The 20575-nt window shown below is 46.4% G+C and carries 15 protein-coding genes and 1 pseudogene; 5 read left to right on the plus strand and 11 right to left on the minus strand.

Annotated elements, in window-relative coordinates:
- The first annotated feature begins 337 nt into the window (after nucleotides 1-337).
- From DSM2777_RS13130 to DSM2777_RS13145, 4 genes are all read left to right on the plus strand, one after another.
- Entirely contained in the window at nucleotides 338-1075 is a 738-nt protein-coding gene (locus DSM2777_RS13130; protein WP_043492207.1) for a gluconate 2-dehydrogenase subunit 3 family protein, read from the plus strand.
- A 3-nt stretch (nucleotides 1076-1078) separates the two neighbouring features.
- Nucleotides 1079-2863, plus strand: coding sequence for a GMC family oxidoreductase (locus DSM2777_RS13135; RefSeq protein ID WP_061554180.1), 1785 nt, complete (start codon nucleotides 1079-1081; stop codon nucleotides 2861-2863).
- A gap of 12 nt (nucleotides 2864-2875) precedes the next feature.
- The gene (locus DSM2777_RS13140) at nucleotides 2876-4204 is read left to right on the plus strand and encodes a c-type cytochrome (RefSeq protein ID WP_061554181.1); all 1329 of its coding nucleotides are present in this window, start codon (nucleotides 2876-2878) and stop codon (nucleotides 4202-4204) included.
- A 261-nt stretch (nucleotides 4205-4465) separates the two neighbouring features.
- The gene (locus DSM2777_RS13145) at nucleotides 4466-5674 is read left to right on the plus strand and encodes a serine hydrolase (protein ID WP_061554182.1); all 1209 of its coding nucleotides are present in this window, start codon (nucleotides 4466-4468) and stop codon (nucleotides 5672-5674) included.
- A 449-nt stretch (nucleotides 5675-6123) separates the two neighbouring features.
- Here the strand turns inward: DSM2777_RS13145 and DSM2777_RS13150 are convergent, their stop codons facing one another.
- The 11 genes and pseudogenes from DSM2777_RS13150 to DSM2777_RS13200 all read right to left on the minus strand — a co-directional run.
- Nucleotides 6124-7491 (minus strand): L-serine ammonia-lyase, encoded by a 1368-nt coding sequence (locus tag DSM2777_RS13150; protein ID WP_061554183.1) that lies wholly within the window; start codon nucleotides 7489-7491, stop codon nucleotides 6124-6126.
- Nucleotides 7492-7661: 170 nt separating this feature from the next.
- On the minus strand, nucleotides 7662-8951 hold the full coding sequence (locus tag DSM2777_RS13155) for an HAAAP family serine/threonine permease (RefSeq protein WP_025800895.1): 1290 nt from the start codon (nucleotides 8949-8951) through the stop codon (nucleotides 7662-7664).
- Between the two features lie 921 nt (nucleotides 8952-9872).
- Nucleotides 9873-10637, minus strand: a complete 765-nt coding sequence (deoR, locus tag DSM2777_RS13160) for a DNA-binding transcriptional repressor DeoR (protein ID WP_040045855.1) — start codon at nucleotides 10635-10637, stop codon at nucleotides 9873-9875.
- A 258-nt stretch (nucleotides 10638-10895) separates the two neighbouring features.
- Complete coding sequence (gene ybjG / locus DSM2777_RS13165; RefSeq protein WP_061554184.1) at nucleotides 10896-11504, minus strand: undecaprenyl-diphosphate phosphatase; 609 nt, start codon at nucleotides 11502-11504, stop codon at nucleotides 10896-10898.
- Nucleotides 11505-11861: 357 nt separating this feature from the next.
- Nucleotides 11862-13106 (minus strand): MFS transporter, encoded by a 1245-nt coding sequence (locus tag DSM2777_RS13170; RefSeq protein WP_061554185.1) that lies wholly within the window; start codon nucleotides 13104-13106, stop codon nucleotides 11862-11864.
- Nucleotides 13107-13400: 294 nt separating this feature from the next.
- Nucleotides 13401-14111 carry a fimbria/pilus periplasmic chaperone gene (locus DSM2777_RS13175; protein ID WP_061554186.1) on the minus strand — a complete coding sequence of 237 codons (711 nt, stop codon included), beginning with the start codon at nucleotides 14109-14111 and terminating at the stop codon, nucleotides 13401-13403.
- 27 nt (nucleotides 14112-14138) lie between these two features.
- Nucleotides 14139-15335 (minus strand): CfaE/CblD family pilus tip adhesin, encoded by a 1197-nt coding sequence (locus DSM2777_RS23785; protein WP_082790880.1) that lies wholly within the window; start codon nucleotides 15333-15335, stop codon nucleotides 14139-14141.
- The gene (locus DSM2777_RS13185; RefSeq protein WP_064645466.1) at nucleotides 15336-18074 is read right to left on the minus strand and encodes a TcfC E-set like domain-containing protein; all 2739 of its coding nucleotides are present in this window, start codon (nucleotides 18072-18074) and stop codon (nucleotides 15336-15338) included.
- Nucleotides 18075-18199: 125 nt separating this feature from the next.
- The gene (locus DSM2777_RS13190) at nucleotides 18200-18733 is read right to left on the minus strand and encodes a CS1 type fimbrial major subunit (protein ID WP_061554188.1); all 534 of its coding nucleotides are present in this window, start codon (nucleotides 18731-18733) and stop codon (nucleotides 18200-18202) included.
- 111 nt (nucleotides 18734-18844) lie between these two features.
- Entirely contained in the window at nucleotides 18845-19576 is a 732-nt protein-coding gene (locus DSM2777_RS13195; protein WP_061554189.1) for a hypothetical protein, read from the minus strand.
- A 564-nt stretch (nucleotides 19577-20140) separates the two neighbouring features.
- Nucleotides 20141-20422, minus strand: a pseudogene (locus DSM2777_RS13200) (tyrosine-type recombinase/integrase); the annotation flags it as partial.
- On the opposite strand from DSM2777_RS13200, the gene DSM2777_RS24680 reads away from it, so the two are divergent.
- Nucleotides 20422-20562 carry a hypothetical protein gene (locus DSM2777_RS24680; protein ID WP_167669507.1) on the plus strand — a complete coding sequence of 47 codons (141 nt, stop codon included), beginning with the start codon at nucleotides 20422-20424 and terminating at the stop codon, nucleotides 20560-20562. The pseudogene DSM2777_RS13200 and the gene DSM2777_RS24680 overlap by 1 nt on opposite strands.
- Nucleotides 20563-20575 lie beyond the last annotated feature (13 nt).

Below are 20575 nucleotides of genomic sequence, written 5' to 3' on the forward strand. Positions count from 1 at the left end.
TTCACTTTGGGAGTGAGGTTGCTGCTTATTGGTATCGATCGCGGCTTAGGTCACTAAGACGATCGTTTTTTTGAGTTGTATGCAAAATTGTTAGATTTATGGTGGGTTATTTAATCAAATAATCAACATTTTGTGCGATCCGTCACACTTACGTAGTTATAAACGTCTAGCGATTGTTTTCCTCCCTAATCAGTAAGTTACCCGTAACAATTCATTTTATTCACGCCAAAACTGCCATTTCCAAACGTAGCGTAACGTAAATAAATGTTTCATAACAACACATTCAGCAAGGAAATGGTGTTAAATAACTGATAATATTTTGTAGATGGGCGATGTCATGGCAAATGAAAAATCTGGAAGCTCAAGAAGAGATTTCCTTCTAAAAACAATAACATTAGTACCCGCAGTGGCTATCGGTGGAACAGGTATTGGCTCACTGGCTGCTCCGATGGTTGCGCATGCAGCCGAACCTAAAACGCCGGAAAAGCATACGGCGCGTGATTACACTCCTACCTTTTTTACTCCTGAAGAATATGCGTTTGTGCAAGCGGCCGCTGCACGCCTGATCCCGAATGACGATCGCGGCCCCGGCGCGCTAGAAGCAGGCGTGCCTGAATTCATCGATCGCCAAATGAATACCCCGTATGCCACCGGTTCGCAGTGGTATATGCAGGGGCCATTCAACCCTGATGCGGAACATGACTTTGGTTATCAGCTGCCGTTAACGCCGCAGCAGATTTATCGCTTAGGCGTAGCCGAAGCCAATGATTACGCCAAAAAACAGGCGGGCAAAATCTTTGCTGAATTACCGCAGGACAAACAGGACGATCTGTTAAGCCAAATGGAAGGTGGAAAAGCGGAATTTACTCAGGTTCCGGCCAAGATCTTCTTCTCTTTCTTACTGCAAAATACCCGTGAAGGTTTCTTTAGCGATCCTATCCATGGCGGTAACCAAGGCATGGTCGGCTGGACGTTAATTAACTTCCCCGGCGCACGTGCAGATTTTATGGACTGGGTAGAGCGCGGTGAACGTTATCCGTTCCCTCCGGTGTCTATTCGCGGAGAAAGAGGATAAATCATGGCGAATGCAATGAAGAAAGTTGATGCGGTAGTGGTGGGATTCGGCTGGGCGGGTTCCATTATGGCGAAAGAACTCACCGAAGCCGGTTTAAATGTGGTGGTGCTAGAGCGTGGCCCGCATCGCGATACTTATCCTGATGGTGCCTATCCACAGGTGATTGATGAATTAACCTACAACACGCGCCGCAAGCTATTTCAGGATTTGTCCAAAAGCACCGTAACCATTCGCCATAACGTCTCTCAAACCGCGTTGCCTTATCGTCAGTTAGCGGCGTTCTTGCCAGGAACGGGTACCGGTGGGGCGGGTCTGCACTGGTCTGGGGTGCATTTCCGTATTGACCCGATGGAATTGCGCATGCGCAGCCATTATGAAGAACGCTATGGCAAAAATTTCATTCCTGAAGGGATGACGATTCAGGATTTCGGCGTTACCTATGAAGAGCTTGAACCGTATTTTGATAAGGCTGAGAAAGTCTTTGGTACGTCAGGTACGCCGTGGAGCGTGAAGGGGAAAGTGATTGGTCAGGGCAAAGGGGGAAATCCGTTTGCGCCAGATCGCTCTGACAATTTCCCGTTACCGGCTCAGAAACGCACCTTCTCTGCACAGATGTTTGCTCAAGCCGCGGAGTCTGTGGGCTATCATCCTTATGACCTGCCTTCGGCAAACACCTCAGGCCCGTACACCAATACCTACGGCGCTCAGATGGGGCCATGTAACTTCTGCGGATTCTGTAGTGGTTACGCATGCTACATGTACTCCAAAGCGTCGCCAAACGTTAACGTGTGGCCTGCTTTACGCCAGGAGCCTAAATTCGAGCTGCGCACCAACTCACATGTGCTGCGCGTTAATCTGACCGATGATAAAAAGCGCGCCACTGGTGTGACCTATGTGGATGCGCAAGGACGTCAGGTTGAGCAACCTGCTGATTTGGTTATTTTGGCTGCATTCCAATTCCATAACGTGCATCTGATGCTGCTGTCTGGCATTGGTCAGCCTTACAACCCAATCACCAATGAAGGGGTGGTTGGGCGTAACTTTGCTTACCAGAATATTTCGACCATTAAGGCCTTCTTCAATAAAGATATTTTCACTAATACCTTTATTGGTGCCGGTGGTGCCGGTGTTGGCGTGGATGACTTTAACGCGGATAACTTTGATCACGCCAAATATGGTTTCGTCGGTGGATCGCCGTTCTGGGTGAACCAAGCGGGGACTAAACCGATTTCAGGTTTGCCAACTCGCCCAGGAACTCCAGCGTGGGGAAGTAAATGGAAAGCCGAAGTCGCTGACGTTTATCCGCATCATGTCTCTATGGATGCGCATGGCGCGCACCAGTCTTATCGTGCTAACTATTTGGATTTAGACCCTAATTACAAAGATGTTTATGGTCAGCCACTGCTGCGCATGACGTTCGACTGGCAGGCAAATGACATCAAAATGTCGCAGTTTATGCATGGACGTATGCATAAAATCGCCGAAGCCATGAACCCAACGGTGATTAGCGGTTCGCCTAAAAGTGAAGGGACGCATTTCGATACCACCGTCTACCAAACCACGCATATGAACGGTGGGGCGATTATGGGCGACGATCCGAAAACCAGCGCCATCAACCGCTATCTGCAAAGTTGGGATGTGCCAAACGTATTTGTACCGGGAGCATCGGCATTCCCGCAGGGCTTGGGCTACAACCCGACCGGAACCTTGGCGGCTCTGACTTACTGGTCTGCTCGTGCTATTCGCGAACAGTATTTGAAAAATCCAGGACCGTTGGTGCAGGCTTAAGGAAACCAGAACATGAAAAAAATACTCTCAGTGCTGGTATTTGGCGTGTTTAGCATGAGCGCATTGGCTCAGGAAATGAGCGGCGCAGATTTGATTAAACGCGGTGAATATCTGGCTCGCGCCGGAGACTGCGTGGCCTGCCATACCAGCAAAGGTGGAACCCCGTTCGCGGGTGGATTACCGATGGCAACGCCAATCGGCACGATTTACAGCACCAACATCACGCCGGATAAGAGGAACGGCATTGGTGAATACTCTTTTGAGGACTTTGACCAAGCGGTGCGCCACGGCGTGGCGAAGAACGGCAGTACGCTATATCCGGCGATGCCATATCCTTCTTATGCGGTAGTGACCGAACCGGACATGCGCGCGCTTTATGCGTATTTCATGCAGGGCGTAAAACCGGTCGATCAGGCAAACAAAGACAGCGATATTCCTTGGCCGCTGTCGATGCGCTGGCCGTTATCTATCTGGCGCGGGATGTTTGCGCCAGATGTGCAGGATTTCAAACCCGCACAGGGTGAAGATCCGGTGCTAGCGCGTGGTCGCTATCTGGTGGAAGGTTTAGGTCACTGCGGTGCTTGCCATACGCCACGCAGTATCACCATGCAAGAAAAAGCGCTTAACAACGCCGAAGGTGATGTTTACCTCTCCGGCAGTGCACCGATTGATGGCTGGATTGCTTCAAATCTGCGCGGCGATAACAAAGATGGCTTAGGCAGCTGGAGTGAAAAAGATCTGACTGAGTTCCTGCGAACAGGGCGAAACGATCGTACCGCCGTGTTTGGCGGCATGACCGATGTCGTTGAACATAGTTTGCAGTACTTAACGCCTGAAGATGCCACGGCAATTGCGCGGTATCTGAAGTCGCTACCGGCAAAAGATAAAGATCAGCCAGCCTTTAAAGAAGACAAAACCGTCGCTAATGCGCTGTGGAAGGGCGATGACAGCAAAAAAGGTGCGGCGGTGTATGTTGATAACTGCGCGGCTTGTCACCGAACTGACGGTAGCGGCTACACGCGTTTCTTCCCTGAACTGCGTGGCAATCCGGTGGTGATGACCGATGATGCTACTTCGCTTATCCATGTAGTGTTAACCGGGAATACGCTACCGGGCGTGAAAGGGGCTCCATCCTCGATCACGATGCCTGCATTTGGCTGGCGCTTGAACGATCAGCAGGTGGCTGATGTGGTCAACTTTATTCGTACCAGTTGGGGAAATAAAGCCCCTGAAATTACGGCTAAAGACGTTGCCAAAGTGCGCGAGGATAAGGACATCATTCCCGATCCGAAACTGCTAGGCAGTCCTGAAATTGAAAAATTACAGGTCACACAGCAATAGCAATCAACCCCGGCGAGCCCGGGGTTTTTTGTCTGTCGTTATCAAGTAGCCTTGAATTGCTGCAAACTTGACCTAGCACAGCACAATGATTAAGCAAAAAATTGATTAGCGAGTTTGTGAGGTTGGATTATATTTAAAGGGTTAATAATCTAGGGTTTATTCTTTAAGTTAAAGCCGTTATGGTTCCAAGCAGGGGATAAACGCCCTTTGCGAAGGTAAAGATTAATTTTTATTTATCTGAATGGATACGCTGGCATCATCATGAAGAAAATCGCACTCAGTACGTTAATCAAAAAAATCACTCTCGGGGCAGGCCTGACGTTAATGGCAATCCCGATGACCTATGCGGATGAGGCTGCTCCGGCGGCCCCACAAGTCAATGCCAAAGCCTATGTGCTGATGGATTACGACAGCGGGAAAATCCTCACCGAGGCCAACGCCGATGAGCGTTTGGATCCCGCCAGCCTGACAAAGATCATGGCGAGCTATGTGATCGGTCAGTCTATTAAGGCCGGTAAAATCACACCTAACGATATGGTTGTGGTGGGTAAAGATGCTTGGGCGACGGGCAACCCCGTTTTACGCGGATCGTCGCTGATGTTCCTTAAGCCCGGCGATCGGGTTCCCGTTTCTGAACTGAATAAAGGCGTGGTTATTCAGTCGGGCAACGACGCCAGTATTGCGCTGGCCGACTATGTTGCTGGCAGTCAGGATGCGTTCGTTAGCCTGATGAACAAATACGTTGAAGCTTGGGGACTGAAAAACACCTCATTCAAAACGGTTCACGGGTTAGATTCTGAAGGGCAATACAGCTCGGCGCGCGATATGGCATTAATCAGCCAACGTCTGATTGCTGATGTGCCGGATGAGTATGCGTTGCACAAAGAAAAAGAGTTCACCTTTAATAAGATCCGTCAGATTAACCGCAACCGTCTGCTATGGGATAGCAGCCTGAACGTGGATGGCATTAAAACTGGGTTTACCTCAGGTGCTGGCCATAACTTAGTCTCGTCGGCGACCGATGGCCCAATGCGGTTGATCTCGGTCGTGCTTGGTGCACCAACGGATCGAATTCGTTTCGAAGAGAGTAAAAAACTGCTGACGTGGGGCTTCCGTTTTTATGAAACCGTCACACCAATTAAAGTCGGGCAGGCATTTACTACTGAAAAAGTGTGGTTTGGTGATAAGAGCGAAGTGGAACTGGGCGTTGATAAAAACGCCGGTGTCACTATCCCACGCGGGCAGCTGAAAAACCTGAAGGCCAGCTTCACCCTGAATCAACCTCAGTTGGAAGCACCATTAGCGAAAGGGCAAGTGGTAGGGACGATTGATTTCCAATTAAACGGCAAAACCATTGAGCAGCGTCCGCTGGTGGTGCTTAACGAAGTGAAAGAAGCGGGCTTCTTTGGCCGCATCATCGACTTTGTCATGATGAAAATTCATCAGCTCTTCGGCTCGTGGTTTGGCTAATTCATCCAGATATCAGCGTGCAACATGCACGCTGATTCATGCTTTATGCAATTCTCTTCGCAAGTCTTCATTGCAGTATGAAATACCGCTTTTCTCGCTGAAAAATCATCGTTAGCTTGGCTGCGGGTGCTTAGGGCTGTCTGCTTTATACCCTTCATATTTCAAGCGGCATTTTTGTTGGCCGCTTTCGTTCACCCGAATCACTTACTTGAGTAAGCTCATCGGGATTCACTCATTTGCCGCCTCAATGCCGCTCGAACTATTTTGGGTATATGCACTAGCTGAAAGCAGATAGAAAAAAGCCCCACCCGACTATAAATCGAAGTGAGGCTCAATCTTGTGGTGTTAGCATCAGTCACTAAGCACCCATACTATGCATCTATATTAAGCGCTCATATTAAGCGCTCATATTAAGCGCTCATAATAAGCACTTATAGAATGTGCAAAAATCAGCCGCAGGTTAGAACCTTGAGTGCCAAACCACCGCGTGAGGTTTCACGGTATTTGGCATTCATATCTTTGCCTGTTTCGTACATGGTTTCGATAACCTTATCTAAGCAAACGCGTGGGTCGCTGGTACGGCGCATTGCCATACGAGAAGCGTTAACCGCTTTCACGGCGGCGATAGCGTTACGTTCGATACAAGGTACCTGAACCTGTCCAGCAACGGGATCACAGGTTAAACCCAGATTGTGTTCCATAGCGATTTCAGCGGCCATACAAACCTGCGCAGGGCTTCCGCCCATCAGCTCAGTCAGACCCGCCGCAGCCATTGAACAGGCAACCCCAACTTCACCTTGGCACCCAACTTCAGCACCGGAGATCGACGCATTCATTTTGTACAGTGCGCCAATAACGCCAGAGGCTAAGAAGTAACGGGAGTACGAGTTGGTATTAACTTCACGAATGAATTTATCGTAGTAGGCTAATACCGCAGGAATAATCCCGCATGCGCCGTTGGTTGGTGCAGTAACCACTCGACCACCCGCCGCATTCTCTTCGTTAACGGCAAAGGCGTACATGTTGATCCAGTCAACAACGGCCATTGGGTCAACGCTCATTTTATCGTGAGTCACCAGCATGCGACGCAGCGCAGATGCACGGCGTGGAACGCGCAATGGCCCCGGCAAAATGCCTTCGGTATTCATGCCGCGCTCGATGCCGCTGCGCATAACATCCCAAACGCGAGTGAAGTGGGCTTCGATCTCTTCTTTGCTGTGCAAAGCGAGTTCGTTTTGCATCACCAAACCAGACAGAGACAGACCGGAAGTTTTGCAATGTTCCTGCAAATCCGCGGCGCTCTTGAATGGATAAGGAACCTGCACTTCGTTTTCAGACTGCTTACCAAAGTTTTCTTCGTCAACGATGAAGCCGCCGCCGATAGAGTAATAAGTTTTGCTATGAACGACGGTGTCGCCAGCCAGCGCAGTAATACGCATGCCGTTTTCGTGCAGCGACAGGTTGTCTTGGTGGAAATTCATGCTGGTTTCCAGCGGGAAATCCACTTCGTGCTGGCCTTTGGCCAACAACAGGCGTCCACGTTGTTCGACGTCTTTAATAAAACCGGGGATCATATCGATATCAACGCTGTCAGGCATATTGCCCGCCAAGCCCATAATGATAGCGAGATCGGTGTGGTGACCTTTACCGGTGAGTGAAAGTGAACCGTAAACGTCAACAACTACGCGGGTGACATCGTTCAGGATGCCTTTTTCAATTAAATCGTCAGAGAATTCTTTACCGGCTTTCATTGGGCCCACGGTGTGGGAGCTGGATGGGCCAATGCCAATTTTATAAATATCAAATACGCTAATCATGTCGCCTCCGTACGTTAAACAGGGCTATATCCTTCGTACTTGAAGCTGCTACCGTGCTGCAATTCCAATTACTGTGGATATAAAGAATGGTGCTGCCAGAGAAGGGGAGTGATACGGCCAGCGCAAGAGAAGAAGTGCGCTGGCCGGTAGAACATTAACTCTTACAGCGATTAACCGAACAGGGTGTACAGGATTGCAGAGATTGCAATCAGACCCATGATGACCACGAATACGTTGCTGATGTGGCCGCTGTATTTACGCATCGCTGGAACTTTATGGATAGCGTACATTGGCATCAGGAACAGGATCATCGCGATAACTGGGCCACCCAGGGTTTCGATCATACCCAGAATGCTTGGGTTCAGCGTTGCAACAGCCCAAGTGGTCAGCAGCATGAACAGCGCAGTGATTTTGTTCAGTTTGCTGGTTTCAATCGTTTTGCCTTTGCCGCGCAGAGACTTGATAACCATACCGTTGAAGCCTTCACGAGCACCCAGATAGTGACCGAGGAAGGATTTAGTGATCGCGATGAAGGCAATAACTGGCGCCATGTATGCGATAACTGGAGTATTAAAGTGGTTAGCCAAGTAAGACAGAATAGAGATGTTCTGTGCTTTTGCTTCAGCCAGATCCGCAGGGGACAGGCTCAGTACGCAGCTGAACACGAAGAACATAACGGTCAGAACCATCATGATGTGTGCGTAAGCTAGGATCTTAGAACACTTCTTCTCAGCGTCTACACCGTACTCTTCACGTTTCGCCACGGCGAATGCAGAGATGATTGGTGAGTGGTTGAAAGAGAACACCATAACCGGAATAACCAGCCACAGAGTCATCCACAGGCCGCTGCCGTTCATTGACTGAGTCATTGCCGCAGTTTCGAAGATAGCACCGTTCCAGTTAGGGATCAGGTACAGAGCCAGCATCATCAGTACCGCAACAAACGGGAATACCAAGATGCTCATTGCTTTAACGATGAACTGCTCACCCAAACGAACGATAGTCATCAGACCCAGAATCAGGATCAGAGACAGAATGGCGCGTGGCGGTGAAGACATACCCAACTGGTGAGTAATGAAGCTATCAACGGTGTTGGTGATTGCTACGCTATATACCAACAAAATTGGATAGATGGCGAAGAAGTACAGCAGGGTAATCAGTTTACCTGCGCCAACGCCAAAGTGTTCTTCTACAACTTCAGTGATGTCTTCGCCTGGATTTTTACCAGACAGCACGAAACGGGTCAGACCGCGGTGCGCAAAGAAAGTCATAGGGAAAGCGATGATTGCCATGATGATCAGTGGAATTAAACCACCGACGCCGGCGTTGATTGGCAGGAACAGTACGCCTGCACCAATCGCTGTGCCGTACAGGCCCAGCATCCACATGGTATCTGACTTGCGCCAGGCCGTTGCGGAACCAGAAGTAGAAGTAATAGTACTAGTCTGAGTAGTGTCCATAGGGTCTCCAAAGTGAACACGTTTAAAACAGTTTCTTATCAAAACAATTCTTTGTTCAGTCGTGATGTTCTACGAAAGAACTTTATTCAATTCAACGTACTGCGTGTGTTGCTAATTACCTGGTTATAAAAATGGATTCATTCCATTAAATAAAGCGGCTGCACTATACAACAGTGTATAAAAACAACTGTGTATAAAAGGAACGCATAAAGCTTACTTTTTCATGGAGCTTGCTTTGTCCTGCTCAGCCAAAATAAAAAAAGCGAACAAATAATAGTCCGTTCATAAAATGCTCTTTTTAATTGTTGGTGAGTTGCAGCTGTTTTCGGCGGGAAAGATATATTTTTACAGTTAAAACGTCCGTGATCCGGCTCTCAATTGCGATATTCACTCGATTTTATCGCGTTTTTTCTGATTTTTAGGCTAAAATAAACACACAAAATTAACATGGAAATTCATGCTAATTAACAGCATTAGGAAAAATAGTAAAAATTCGTTTCTTATATGAAATAAAAAACACGATTTAACTGAATTCCAAAAAACAAAGATTCTTATCACTTTGGTTATAGTCAACATGTGTATTATAAGTGATGATATTTTAACTTACTGTTTTACATGGACTTATGTAAGTTGGTTTATTGTTTTTTGTATGACGAAAATATATGCGTTTCAAACAATAAATTAGATTGAAAATGATTATTCCTTGAGCGCAACTAATAAACAATATTCACCTTGGAGAATGAAATTGGCCATTAAGTATGATTAATTAACTTATTGGTGAGAAAGGAAATGATGAATAGGGGAGAAAAAATTGGTAAATAAACAACCGAAGATAAGGATGAAATGACTACAGCCTCAATTATATTGAAACTGTAGTTCATAAATAGGATTATCAAAGTGATAATGATTATTAAATAGCGGCTAGCACAAAAGTTGTACGTTTTTTAGGATCAAGAACTGGCAAATTTCCGTTCTCGGCGCTTGATCGGTGATCAGCGTGGAAAACTCGGAAAGCGGGGCAATCCAGGCTGGTTTTATCTCACCAAATTTACTGGCATCCGCGATCAGCACCGAGCGGCGTGCGCGCTGAATGGCTTTTTGCTTAAGGGCTATTTCGTCGAGGTTGAAGCAGGTTGCGCCCTGTTTCTGGGTGATGCCAGCAGCGGAAATAAAGGCCAGCGTTGGGCAAAGGTTGTCCAACTCACTGCAAATCCCATTAGGAACGAAAATAGCGCTGTCTGGATTAAATGAGCCACCGCACAAGATCACCCGGCAGTTTGGCTTGGTACGCAATGCCATGAACGTGTTTAATGAGTAGCAGACGCCGGTAAAACTCAGCGATTCATCAAGAGCATCAATGATAAAAGGAACCGTGGTGCCGCAGTCGAAGAAGACCACGTCATCTTCTTGCACCAGCTGCGCAGCCAGCGTGCCGATGTGACGTTTTTCTTTGACTCGTTTTTCCTGCTGATCGGTGACGAAGTAGCGAGCGCTTTGATGGATTTTGGGGTCTAGCACCACGTAGCCACCCAGCAAAACCACGTCGCTGCTTTGTGAGGCTAAATCGCGGCGCACCGTCATTTCGGAGACGTTAAGTAACTCGGCGGCATCTTTGAGATGTAGTTTATCTGTTCGTTTGAGCGCCTGTGACAAGCGGTTAATACGATCGTAACGCCGGGTTTCCATAGTTTCTCTCAGTAAAGTGACCGGTACTTAAGCCGGGCAAGAATAATCGGGATGCCTTTTCCCATGAGATTCCGGATAAGGAACAACGTTCCAACGTGATGTTGGATGAGATAAATGCGACTACTTTCAACGAATTCAATCGTTCGCGAGGCCTTTCATCTTACCTCCGTGCCTGCCGAGGCGCAAACTCGTGATTAAGTCAATGTAGTCGAGTAAATACAAAAAAGCCCGCAAAACGGGCTTATCATCTCATTGCGCTTATTGTCTTACCCAGCCTCGTCGAATCGGCAAAGCAAAACTAAAGGTATAAATCTGGTGTAAGCGGCTCACGATGGTTCGGCCGATCATGCCCCAAAGCAGCTGTGTTACCGCGCAGCTCATTAGCCCCACGAGTAACCCGCCAACCATATCCAGCGGCCAATGCACGCCGAGATAGACGCGGGACCAAGCAATGCATACGCCTAATGCGAGTAAAATTACGCCGAATAACAGATGGTGATACCAGAACAAGAACGCCAGTGCGAAGGTAAAGATGCCGGTACCATGATCGCTTGGGAATGAGTTGTCTGGTGCGTGCGGGATAAATTGATAGCCGATACCATCAACAAACGGTCGAGCATGTGGAAATATCATGCCAATGATACGTGAGGCGAGTAGGGCAAAAATCAGGGCAAAGGTGGCTTTGGTTGCAAGAGTGCGGTTCTCGTCCATTGCCTTGCGTGGCCCCCATAGCCAGAAACTCACGATCAGTATTGGCACAATGGCGATCAAATCGTTGGCAAAAAACTTGGCTAACGCAATCAGCCAAGCGGGAGAGTTTGGTGTCGCGTTCACAAGCATAAAGAACGCTTGGTTAAACTGTTCCATATAACGTCTTACTCTTCTAACAAACCCAAAATAGGCATCTCAATGAAATAGCAGCTATTTTATCGAGTGACGCCCTATCAAAGCCGAGCAGTAAGGCCACATTGGCCCACATAAGTGACGGCAAAAGAGCGCATACAATAAAAGTCAGCTTCGCGGGAGTAAAGGCCAGTAATCTGAAAATTAGCAAAAAGTGTGGTATTCAGAATTTAAAGCAAAAAATGACGCGTCACCCCATATCGTTACCTTAACAATCACAGCTTAAGGGAACATTAAGGAGCGACGCACCATTCGTTTTGTATCGTTGTTTGTGAATGATTGTTTGTGAATGATTGTTTATGAATGATGGCTTGTGAGCGACTAGTAGGCTCTTGCCGGTGTAGTTGGGAACATCAACCCGATAGCCATAGCGCTAAGTGCAGGGAATAACGCCATCACAAACCAAGGCAGACCGGCAAGCGTCAGGCTATGGCGAGTGGCTTCCATTAGCTCGCCGATGATTGGGCTGCCAACTAAAACCGCAAAGCCACCGCTCAACGCCAGCGCTTGATAATAGGGCGCTGTATCATTGCCATTGGCGAAATAGTTCACGAGACGCTGGGTTGTGGGCACAACCAGGATTTGTCCACAGTTAATGAGGAATACAAACATCAACAGCGGCAAGTAGCCATGCCAGCCGGTGGTCTGATGGCGTATCGCGATAAATGCCATATAGATGAAGGCGAGCGACAGGGTCGAAAATCCCATCACCAAGAGCTGACTTTCTTTTCTGTTCGTAAAGCTGCGTAGGCCTTTCTGGACCAGCATTGAAATCAACACGGAAAACGCAAATAGCAGGCCAATGTATTCACTCTCACCCCCCAAATGACGCAGCGTCAGTGGAAGGGCCAAAAATAGCTGGCTGTAGCTGAGCAAATAGCTGCTGTAGGCTAATGCAAACACCAAGAAGCGGCGATTTTGTAACACGTTTTGCCATGCGCCTTTTTGCTTCGGCAACGCAGGGTAATAGAAACTCGCCGGGAGCTTTTGCGCTAACCAAATCATGGCGGCGACAAACACGAAAACGCCGCCCCATGCGAGGGTATGAAAACCAAGGCCGATTAACCAAAAGCCCAGTAATGGCCCTACGATAGCGCCTAGTTCACCCGCGATAGCCACGGAATTACCAAGTTCGACGACTTTGTCTGATTTCAGCTTATGGTCGCCTTCGCCCGCTTCATTCATTAGCAGACTTTTAGCTGGCGCAAACAACGCACCGCCAATACCCGTGAGTAATACCCCAGCGATGAGCAGGTTGGGCTGATTAGCGAATGCTAAGCACAAAAAACCACTCGCCTGTGTTAAACACCCGAGCAGCAAAAGATTTTTCCCACCGATAGTGTGGGCGAGTTGATCGTTCTTCATATACATCAGCTGCTGGGCAAAAAAGCGCAGCCCAACCACAAATCCGATGACCTCTCCAGATAAGCGCAGCGAGTCATGCATAAACAGCACAAGGAAAGGGATAACAAGATAAAACGCACCGCTGAACAGCGACTGACTCATGATCAGATCGCGTGAGCTTGCATACAGAGGAATTGAGACAATTTTATTTTGAGTCTTCATAGCATTACCAATAATGAGTGAAAGTCCATTAGGCACCACCTTGATAGAAGATGGCCTCAACCCGACTCATCATGAGAGCGGCTTTAAAATCACTGCGGGTTCAAATCTGCCTCGGTGCAAAAGCAATGAGTGCGACGATCTGAATAACAGAATACGTTTAGGATATAGCGAGTTGCTTAAGCCAACATTAAGGGAGAACGACTCAGTAGAGGGGAGATTCATGTAGGCTGATAGTTGACGGCACGAACGTGCTAGCTGTATTGGTGCCAGCTAGCACTTTGAATATTTTAACAATCAGTCGATTAAGGTTTCAGTTGAACGGCCTTCATACTCATTGTAATAGTCGACTTTGATTTTCCCATTTTTATGATTTTCAGGAAGAGCCAGCTTCTGTGCTGGATATAAATTCTTATTCGTCTTAATCCACGCGCATGTATCATCGTTGTTGGGATCGGCGCAGTAACCGACTCTGGATATCTTCAAATGAAAATTCCCGTCATTAATAATCTGGTTAGCACGGCTATCTAACGATAGTTTTATCGTTGGTTTGGAAGGGGGAACATGAACCACCACGCCCCACACCAAATCAATACCCACTTCGGTTTTCAGTTTATCGGTGTCTACTTTTGCTTCCCCATCTTTGGCGGGAAGAGACTCAATATATAAGCGATACACTTTTTCAGTGACCGGTAAATTCATTGTCACTAAGCGAATATTATGTTTTTGCCCGGCGGCCAGAACAAACTTTGACGGTGAAACGATGATGCTTTCAACGCTGCTAATACTTTCTGCGACTTCATTTTCCTGCTTAGTGGCAGGGTTTAATACCTGTTTTACGCTGGTTTGGATAAAACGCACGTCTTCTGTTTTGGATGTCACCGTTACCAGCGTCACCCCTTGTGGGGTAACGATAGCGCTCATCGGTGAAACATCAATATTTGACCAAGCAGGTACAGATACCAAAATAAATAGGCTTGTCGCCCAAGTTTTAATTTTAATATTCATCGGCATTTTCATCGTTGTATAAAATTATTACCACAGACTCGGCGTGAACACGACGCGGATCTTGCCGGTATAATGGCCGTTAGTTTTATCAACAATATTAAATGCCGGCGTAGTAATTTGCAGCGGCGTGGGCACACACAGCACCACATTGGAAATATTACTGGCCAAGCGAACGGCGCGAATATCGTCGGTATTTATATTAGGTAATGTATAGGTAGTACCGTTGACTACATCCTGAAAGCTATTACTTTCTGGGAAATACATTTTCACACCATAATCAATGCGGTTACTAACTTCATTACGATTGCCAATATCGTTATAAACGGAGAATTTACCACTCTGTCTTCCTTCAGGATTTTCTGGGTATTCTGGCGGTTCTGAAAGCTGTACCTGAAAACTGCGGCTGTTTGAGCCATAGCCGTCATATAAACACATATCCAGCGAAGTGCTACCGCTTAATCTACCTAAGATCTGCCGATCGCCACCGGGCAGGGGGCGTAAATTCAGATCGACGTGCGGTTGGGCGTCTTTTCCTTGGCCTGCACCAAATTCAGGGAAATAAATGGCCTGATTACTAACATCACTCATATTTAAAGCAAGTTTTGCATTCCAGTTACCCAGCGTTTTATAAGGGGTCCATTGTTTTAAATACAATTCCAAACTGGCTTCCCATATGCCGCCAAAGGGTATTTTTTTTAATTCTGCTTGTGTGATATATGCAGTGAATGCGGTACCATCGGATTTATACTTGATGCCACCACTAACTGTGCAACTAAGGTTTGCTGTGGTAGGAAATGGTAGGTAAAACGAATCTACATCAGTACAATAAATGGTTTGTGAATAACTATCCGTATGGTAGCTTGTCACGTTTAGCACAACGCTTAGCTTACTGCGTTTTTCAGTAAACCGTAGAGGTATGGAGCCCTTACCTGATCCTGAACCGTTGGACACTGTGGTGCATGATCCATTTTTAGGATCTGAACTCGATTTACATACTAGTGTATTTAATCCCCATAAGCTGGGGCTATCAGAATTATGACCACCACTTTCACCTGTCCATATATTAATTTGAGATGGGGCAGACTGCTTATCAAAATATTCTGTAATTTGAGTCTCTCGTCCTGTCGGTTGCTCAATATCGGCATGAGCACATTGCGAAATAATTAACGTAGAAGTTAAAAATAAAAGAGCGGTAACTATATTTTTTAGTCCATTATTCATCATTTATTTTCCTTCGCTCATATTAGCCGCAATATTGTTGTCTGCATTTTTATCGTGCAGGCCGTGAAGCTGGGCAACACTTTGTAATTCTTCTGGCAACGAAGCCAGCGTGGTTATTTCACAGGTGGTATCACCGACAAAGCGAATGACATCGCGTTTCGCCTTAACATTGACCTTGCACTGATAAATCTGGTGCTGGCTAAGCAGGTAAAGTGCATCGGCCTTTTTATTCATTTCAGCGGTAAAGCTGCCGTCGGCGGTGGACGCGTACATGCTGGCATTCAGCACCACGCCATAAGGAAGTGGCTTGCCTTCATGGCTGAACATTCTGCCTGCAAACGTATAGTGCGATTCCATTTTCACTTCGCGCACTTTCAGTTTACCCGGCAGCATAAACAGATTCTGTTTGCCTGAGCCGCTGGTGATCACCGCCGTACTGCCGCCTCTGGCCAGTTCGCTTTCCTCAACGGACACTTGGCTCATATTGAATCCGGATATTGGGAACAGTGCTTTCGAACCCGAGGCCATTTCAGCAAAACCGCCGCCGCCCACTGAGACATTCACTTTGGCATCCTGATCGTCATCATCCACACCGTCGGCAATTTTCACGGCCACGGCGGCGGATGGCATGCCACTGCCGCCCGGTCCCCAATATATGCCCGAGCGCGCAATCGCAAAGGAAGAGTTCCATGTGCCGCTAACGGAGGTGTTGTGCTTGTTTTCCTGATTGTCATAGCTGTCGGACAACGTAATGCTGGCATCGCCGTATTGGCCATCGGTTTTGCCATGCACTGAGCCGTTCACGTAGTCCGTGTTGGTGCCGCCAAGATCGATACCCAATTCCCGATTGTTGTTTTCACCCCAGTCCCAATTTTTGCTGGCGGTATATAACAGCTGATCGTCACCGGTTTTGCTGGTGCGATAGTCGGCGCTGAGCGAGGAGTTGGTTTGTGGCTGAGCTCGGTCAGTGTTGTTATTACGAGTTAAGGTAAACCCAATATAAATTCCGTTATCATCGTCATTGCCATCACCGCTCACGCGCTTATAGCCCCCAACGCGGGTGCTGATCATCAGACCGCTGAAGGAATCGGAGCGGTTGAGGCTGATCTGATAGGTATTACTGGTGCTGTTGTTTTGGGTATTGCGAATCATGTTGTCTTCAAACGGTACCGAGGTGTCGTAATAGTCGCTGACACGCGCGGTTTCGTTGTACGTCCACGCCAGCGACGCTGTCCAACCCCCGATAGGTACGGCGAAGTTGGCGGTCATTGAGGTGTAGCAGCCAATATCGACATAATCATCAACGCTATCGCCTGAGCAGGTGCTGGCATGGGCGTCATTGCGATAAAAGCTTAAAGAGAAACCATCGTTGTAGCTGATTTGCTGAACGTTTCCGTGTGAGCCATCGTTGCCATAGAAGTAGTTGCCCTGAATAGACAAATTGCCATCAATAAAACCGGTGGCAAACGTATGATCCCACTCCAATCCGCCCTCGGCATAGCTATCCGATGCCACCTTGGCAATGCCGACCGTCGCCACGAAGTTCTGCGGCAGCGGAGCCTTAAAGCCAGTCTGCACCACCTGATGGGTTGGGGGATCGGCAGAATCATCATCTCCCGAATCGCCTGATGAAAAGAGTTGGCGTTTGGCGGTTTGACCAACTTGCAGGAACCACTGCACCGTGCCATCACCGATACCGCCGCTGCGGGTAAACGGCTGATCTTCGGTACGCACTAAGTTATTGTCTTCGTAAATTTTTAGGGTGACCTGATAACTGCCCGTCGGGAAGTTGCTGGTATCCAGATTATTCGAACCGTTAGGGAGATAAAACGTCCCGAGCAGCTGATTGCCACGATAGGCGTCCACACGCGATTTCGTCGACAGCAGCACGGTAATCGGGGAGCCTTTCCCGGCTTCGGCCTGATTTAGATAGCTTAAAGATGTCCCTACACGTGCACCGGAAATCGCGCCCAGCGGCAGCATGGTAAAGTTAATATTGCCGCCTAAATTGCTCGACAAATCTCGGCTGTCCATCCGGCCAGCCTGCACATAGTGGCGCTTGCCGAGGCTATAGCGATAATAGGCATCGTCAACGTTGATGTTTTTTGAATCAACGCCGCTGCTAGAATACGAGGCCAGCGACCAGTCAAAACCGATATATCCGTCAGTCAGCAGGCCTAATGCGCCTGAGCCTTGCAATGACAGCGATTTATAATCTTTATCACCCACCACGTTTAGCATTTGCTGGTGAATAAAGGCGCTTTCTGTTTGCGTGGTTGGGCTGAAATAAAGCTCTTTGCCGTTCGATACGGGCAATATCAACGGATCGACAAAAACATTTATCTTGGATTCATTTTCATCATAAATAAGATCTATATCTTTGCTTTTAATATACCCACAGCCGGGTGCGTTATTATTACTGGAACAAGATAAATCACCATGACGGGGTAAAGGAGAAGATAATTTTTTTAATAGTTCTTGATAGCGTACATCATCGCTCTTGATCGGAAGGTTTAATGCCTTTAAAACTTCGGATGGATTGGAAAATTGTATGGTTTCAAAATTAACGTTGGCTTCAAAAATACCAACGGATTGCCCAAGCAATGAAACGTCAAGAAATAACTTTTGTCCGGTGACTAATTCTTCAAAACCGGCAGGAACGGTGATTGAAGCCATCAAAGATAATGTCATGGGTAATAAAAACAGGGCGCCAAGGTAAATTTTTATTTTCTTTTGACCCATGGAGTTTCACCTCGAACAACGAAAAAACGATTGCTATAAAAACAGCAATAATCAAAATGGAAAACGCAAAATAACCATTGCAGATAAAAATATCTGCAATGGTTTTAATGATTAGAATATATTTATCATACTGCTGGAGGAGTAGGAGCAGTCGTTGGTTGAGTTAATACAATACCCACCACGCCGGTATAATTACCAGCTGGTAGTTCTTGGCCTTGGTTCTTCTGAGTGAATCTCAATTCTTGCTCGATAGAACCTGTGCCAATTGTAGTTTCTCCTCCAGGGAAGAGAACGTCTTTTGTCATTGTAAAGCCCGCAGTAGTTACCTCTTTGTCCACGCCACCGTAAGTTACTTTGATTCCAACGGTATTAGCACTGCCTGCACGGTCATAAAGCAAAACATCATTTGCCAGTCTAATATTAACGTCTTTGTAGGCGTTAGACCAAATTTTGGTTTGCATTGCATATGGCGCCAGACCATGGCCAGTGCCAGGAATATATTGCATTAACACTGATGCTGGCAGCGGCTGAGCATCGCTGAGGGTCATATCCAGAGATGGATCGACGTTCGCATTAATAGTAATATCTTTCTGAACCGCCATCGCATTCAGAGAAAAACCCATGATAGCAATAGCCACAGCTTTCATAGCAAAGTTCATATAATGTCCTTAATATTAATTAAATAACCGAGTGAAAACTATCACTCTATTGTTATTACTTTCATAGGCGGCAAAAGCCACTTACAAGTAATTTAGTGTTAACCATGAAGATTATAACTGTCGTTCAAGCGTTGTTTGAGTAATGGTAGAGATGTATTTTATTTTCACCGTACTTCCCGGTGAAATAGATTGGGCTTCCGCACCTTGCAGTAATAGCGTTTTCCCTGGGTAAACGGTTCTGGCATCCTTAGTCCATTTACAATTATTGTTGTCACTGCTGGATTTACATACGCCCACTTCGCTTAATTTAATATGCACATTGCCGTTATTAACCAATTGGCGACCAACGGGCATATAAGAAATATCTTCCACCGGTTTCACAGGCGGAACAATGACTAATGCTCCCCATGTGATGTTGACGCCAATTTTAGTTTTTTGAGCATCATTAGGATTAGGCTCCTCATCGAGATTACTCACGGGGTCAAAATAGACGCGATACGCTTGTTCGCTTTCTGGCGGAACCATATTAACTAATCTGACGATTCGGGTAGTGCCTGCGCTTAAGCCAAATTTAGCGGGAGTGACTACGAGGCTTTCACCGGCAATAAGATCGCGCTCTTTTTCTTCCTTAGTACCCGGATTTTCAATGGTTTTTACTGTTACTTTAATAAAATCCATTTCTTTAGAAGCCGAGATTATTTTAATTTGCGCACCGCCTTGCTGATTAGTGGTAACGCTAATGGGATAAACACTGAATGCAGCTGATGCTATTCCAGAAAACAATGTTGAACATAATGCTAGGCTGGAGCTTAACGCGAGTTTTTCCAATGAATTTATATTCATACCTGATCTTCCATGACTTATAACCAAGGTCTTTTGATTAAGAATTATTTTATATGTGCAGATTGGTTTCTAAATATTCGTCTATCTGTTTCTTAATTTATGGATATGCATAGTACGCTAAAAAAAACACAAAAAAAAGAGTCGGAAAATTATTTTTTTATAAAATTCATATAGCGTATGAGATTGGTGTGTGATGTTTGTTTAAATGATCTTTTAAATAATTTTCATATAAAACAATGTATTGTGTTTTTTCTTTGAAAGAATAGATATCGAATTTTTCGGATTTTGTCGCCATAAAATTAATTTTAGTTAATTAAAAAGTTAGTTTTATTTAACTAAATTCAAGATGTAAGCGATCATTTTAATGAATGTATGATTGCTGAAATATTATTGTTTCTCTATGATTTTATCAAAAATTATATTTTTTGGAGTTTTGTTTAATCTATGTGTTAATATTATATGATGATCACTATCTCTGTGATTATTTAATTATTGGGCTGGGATTATTCTACATGCTGTTATTCATTAACTCTGTTCGAGGTGTTCCGGTGCAAAGTGTGCCTACTTCATGGTCATTTTAATGTCGCTATGTCCGAGAATTCTTTGCAGTACCAGAATTTTTCCCCCATTCATCATGAAGTGCGCTGCAAAGGTATGGCGCAAAACGTGAGTCAGTTGGCCACGGGGGAGGGTGATGCTAGTTTGCTCAATTAATGCCATAAAACTGAAATACAGATCATCAAACAGCTTGTCTCGTTTTAGTGCGTCCACCTCGTTATAGAGAGATTGGCTTATGGGAACGCTGCGGTTCTTTTTGCCTTGAGTTCTGGTGTAAGTGGTTTTGAATGGTGGCGGCTAATCGGTGCAATGGGGATGACAAAGAACTGGCGATGGTCTGGATCGCAGAAATGACCATGCAACTGATTGTGAAGCTGGATGAATACGACGAACAAGAACACCGAAGAGTGTTAGGGCCGTGCCAGTGAGTTGAATGTGCTA

It is taken from the genome of Obesumbacterium proteus (genome assembly GCF_001586165.1).
Lineage (GTDB): Bacteria > Pseudomonadota > Gammaproteobacteria > Enterobacterales > Enterobacteriaceae > Hafnia > Hafnia protea.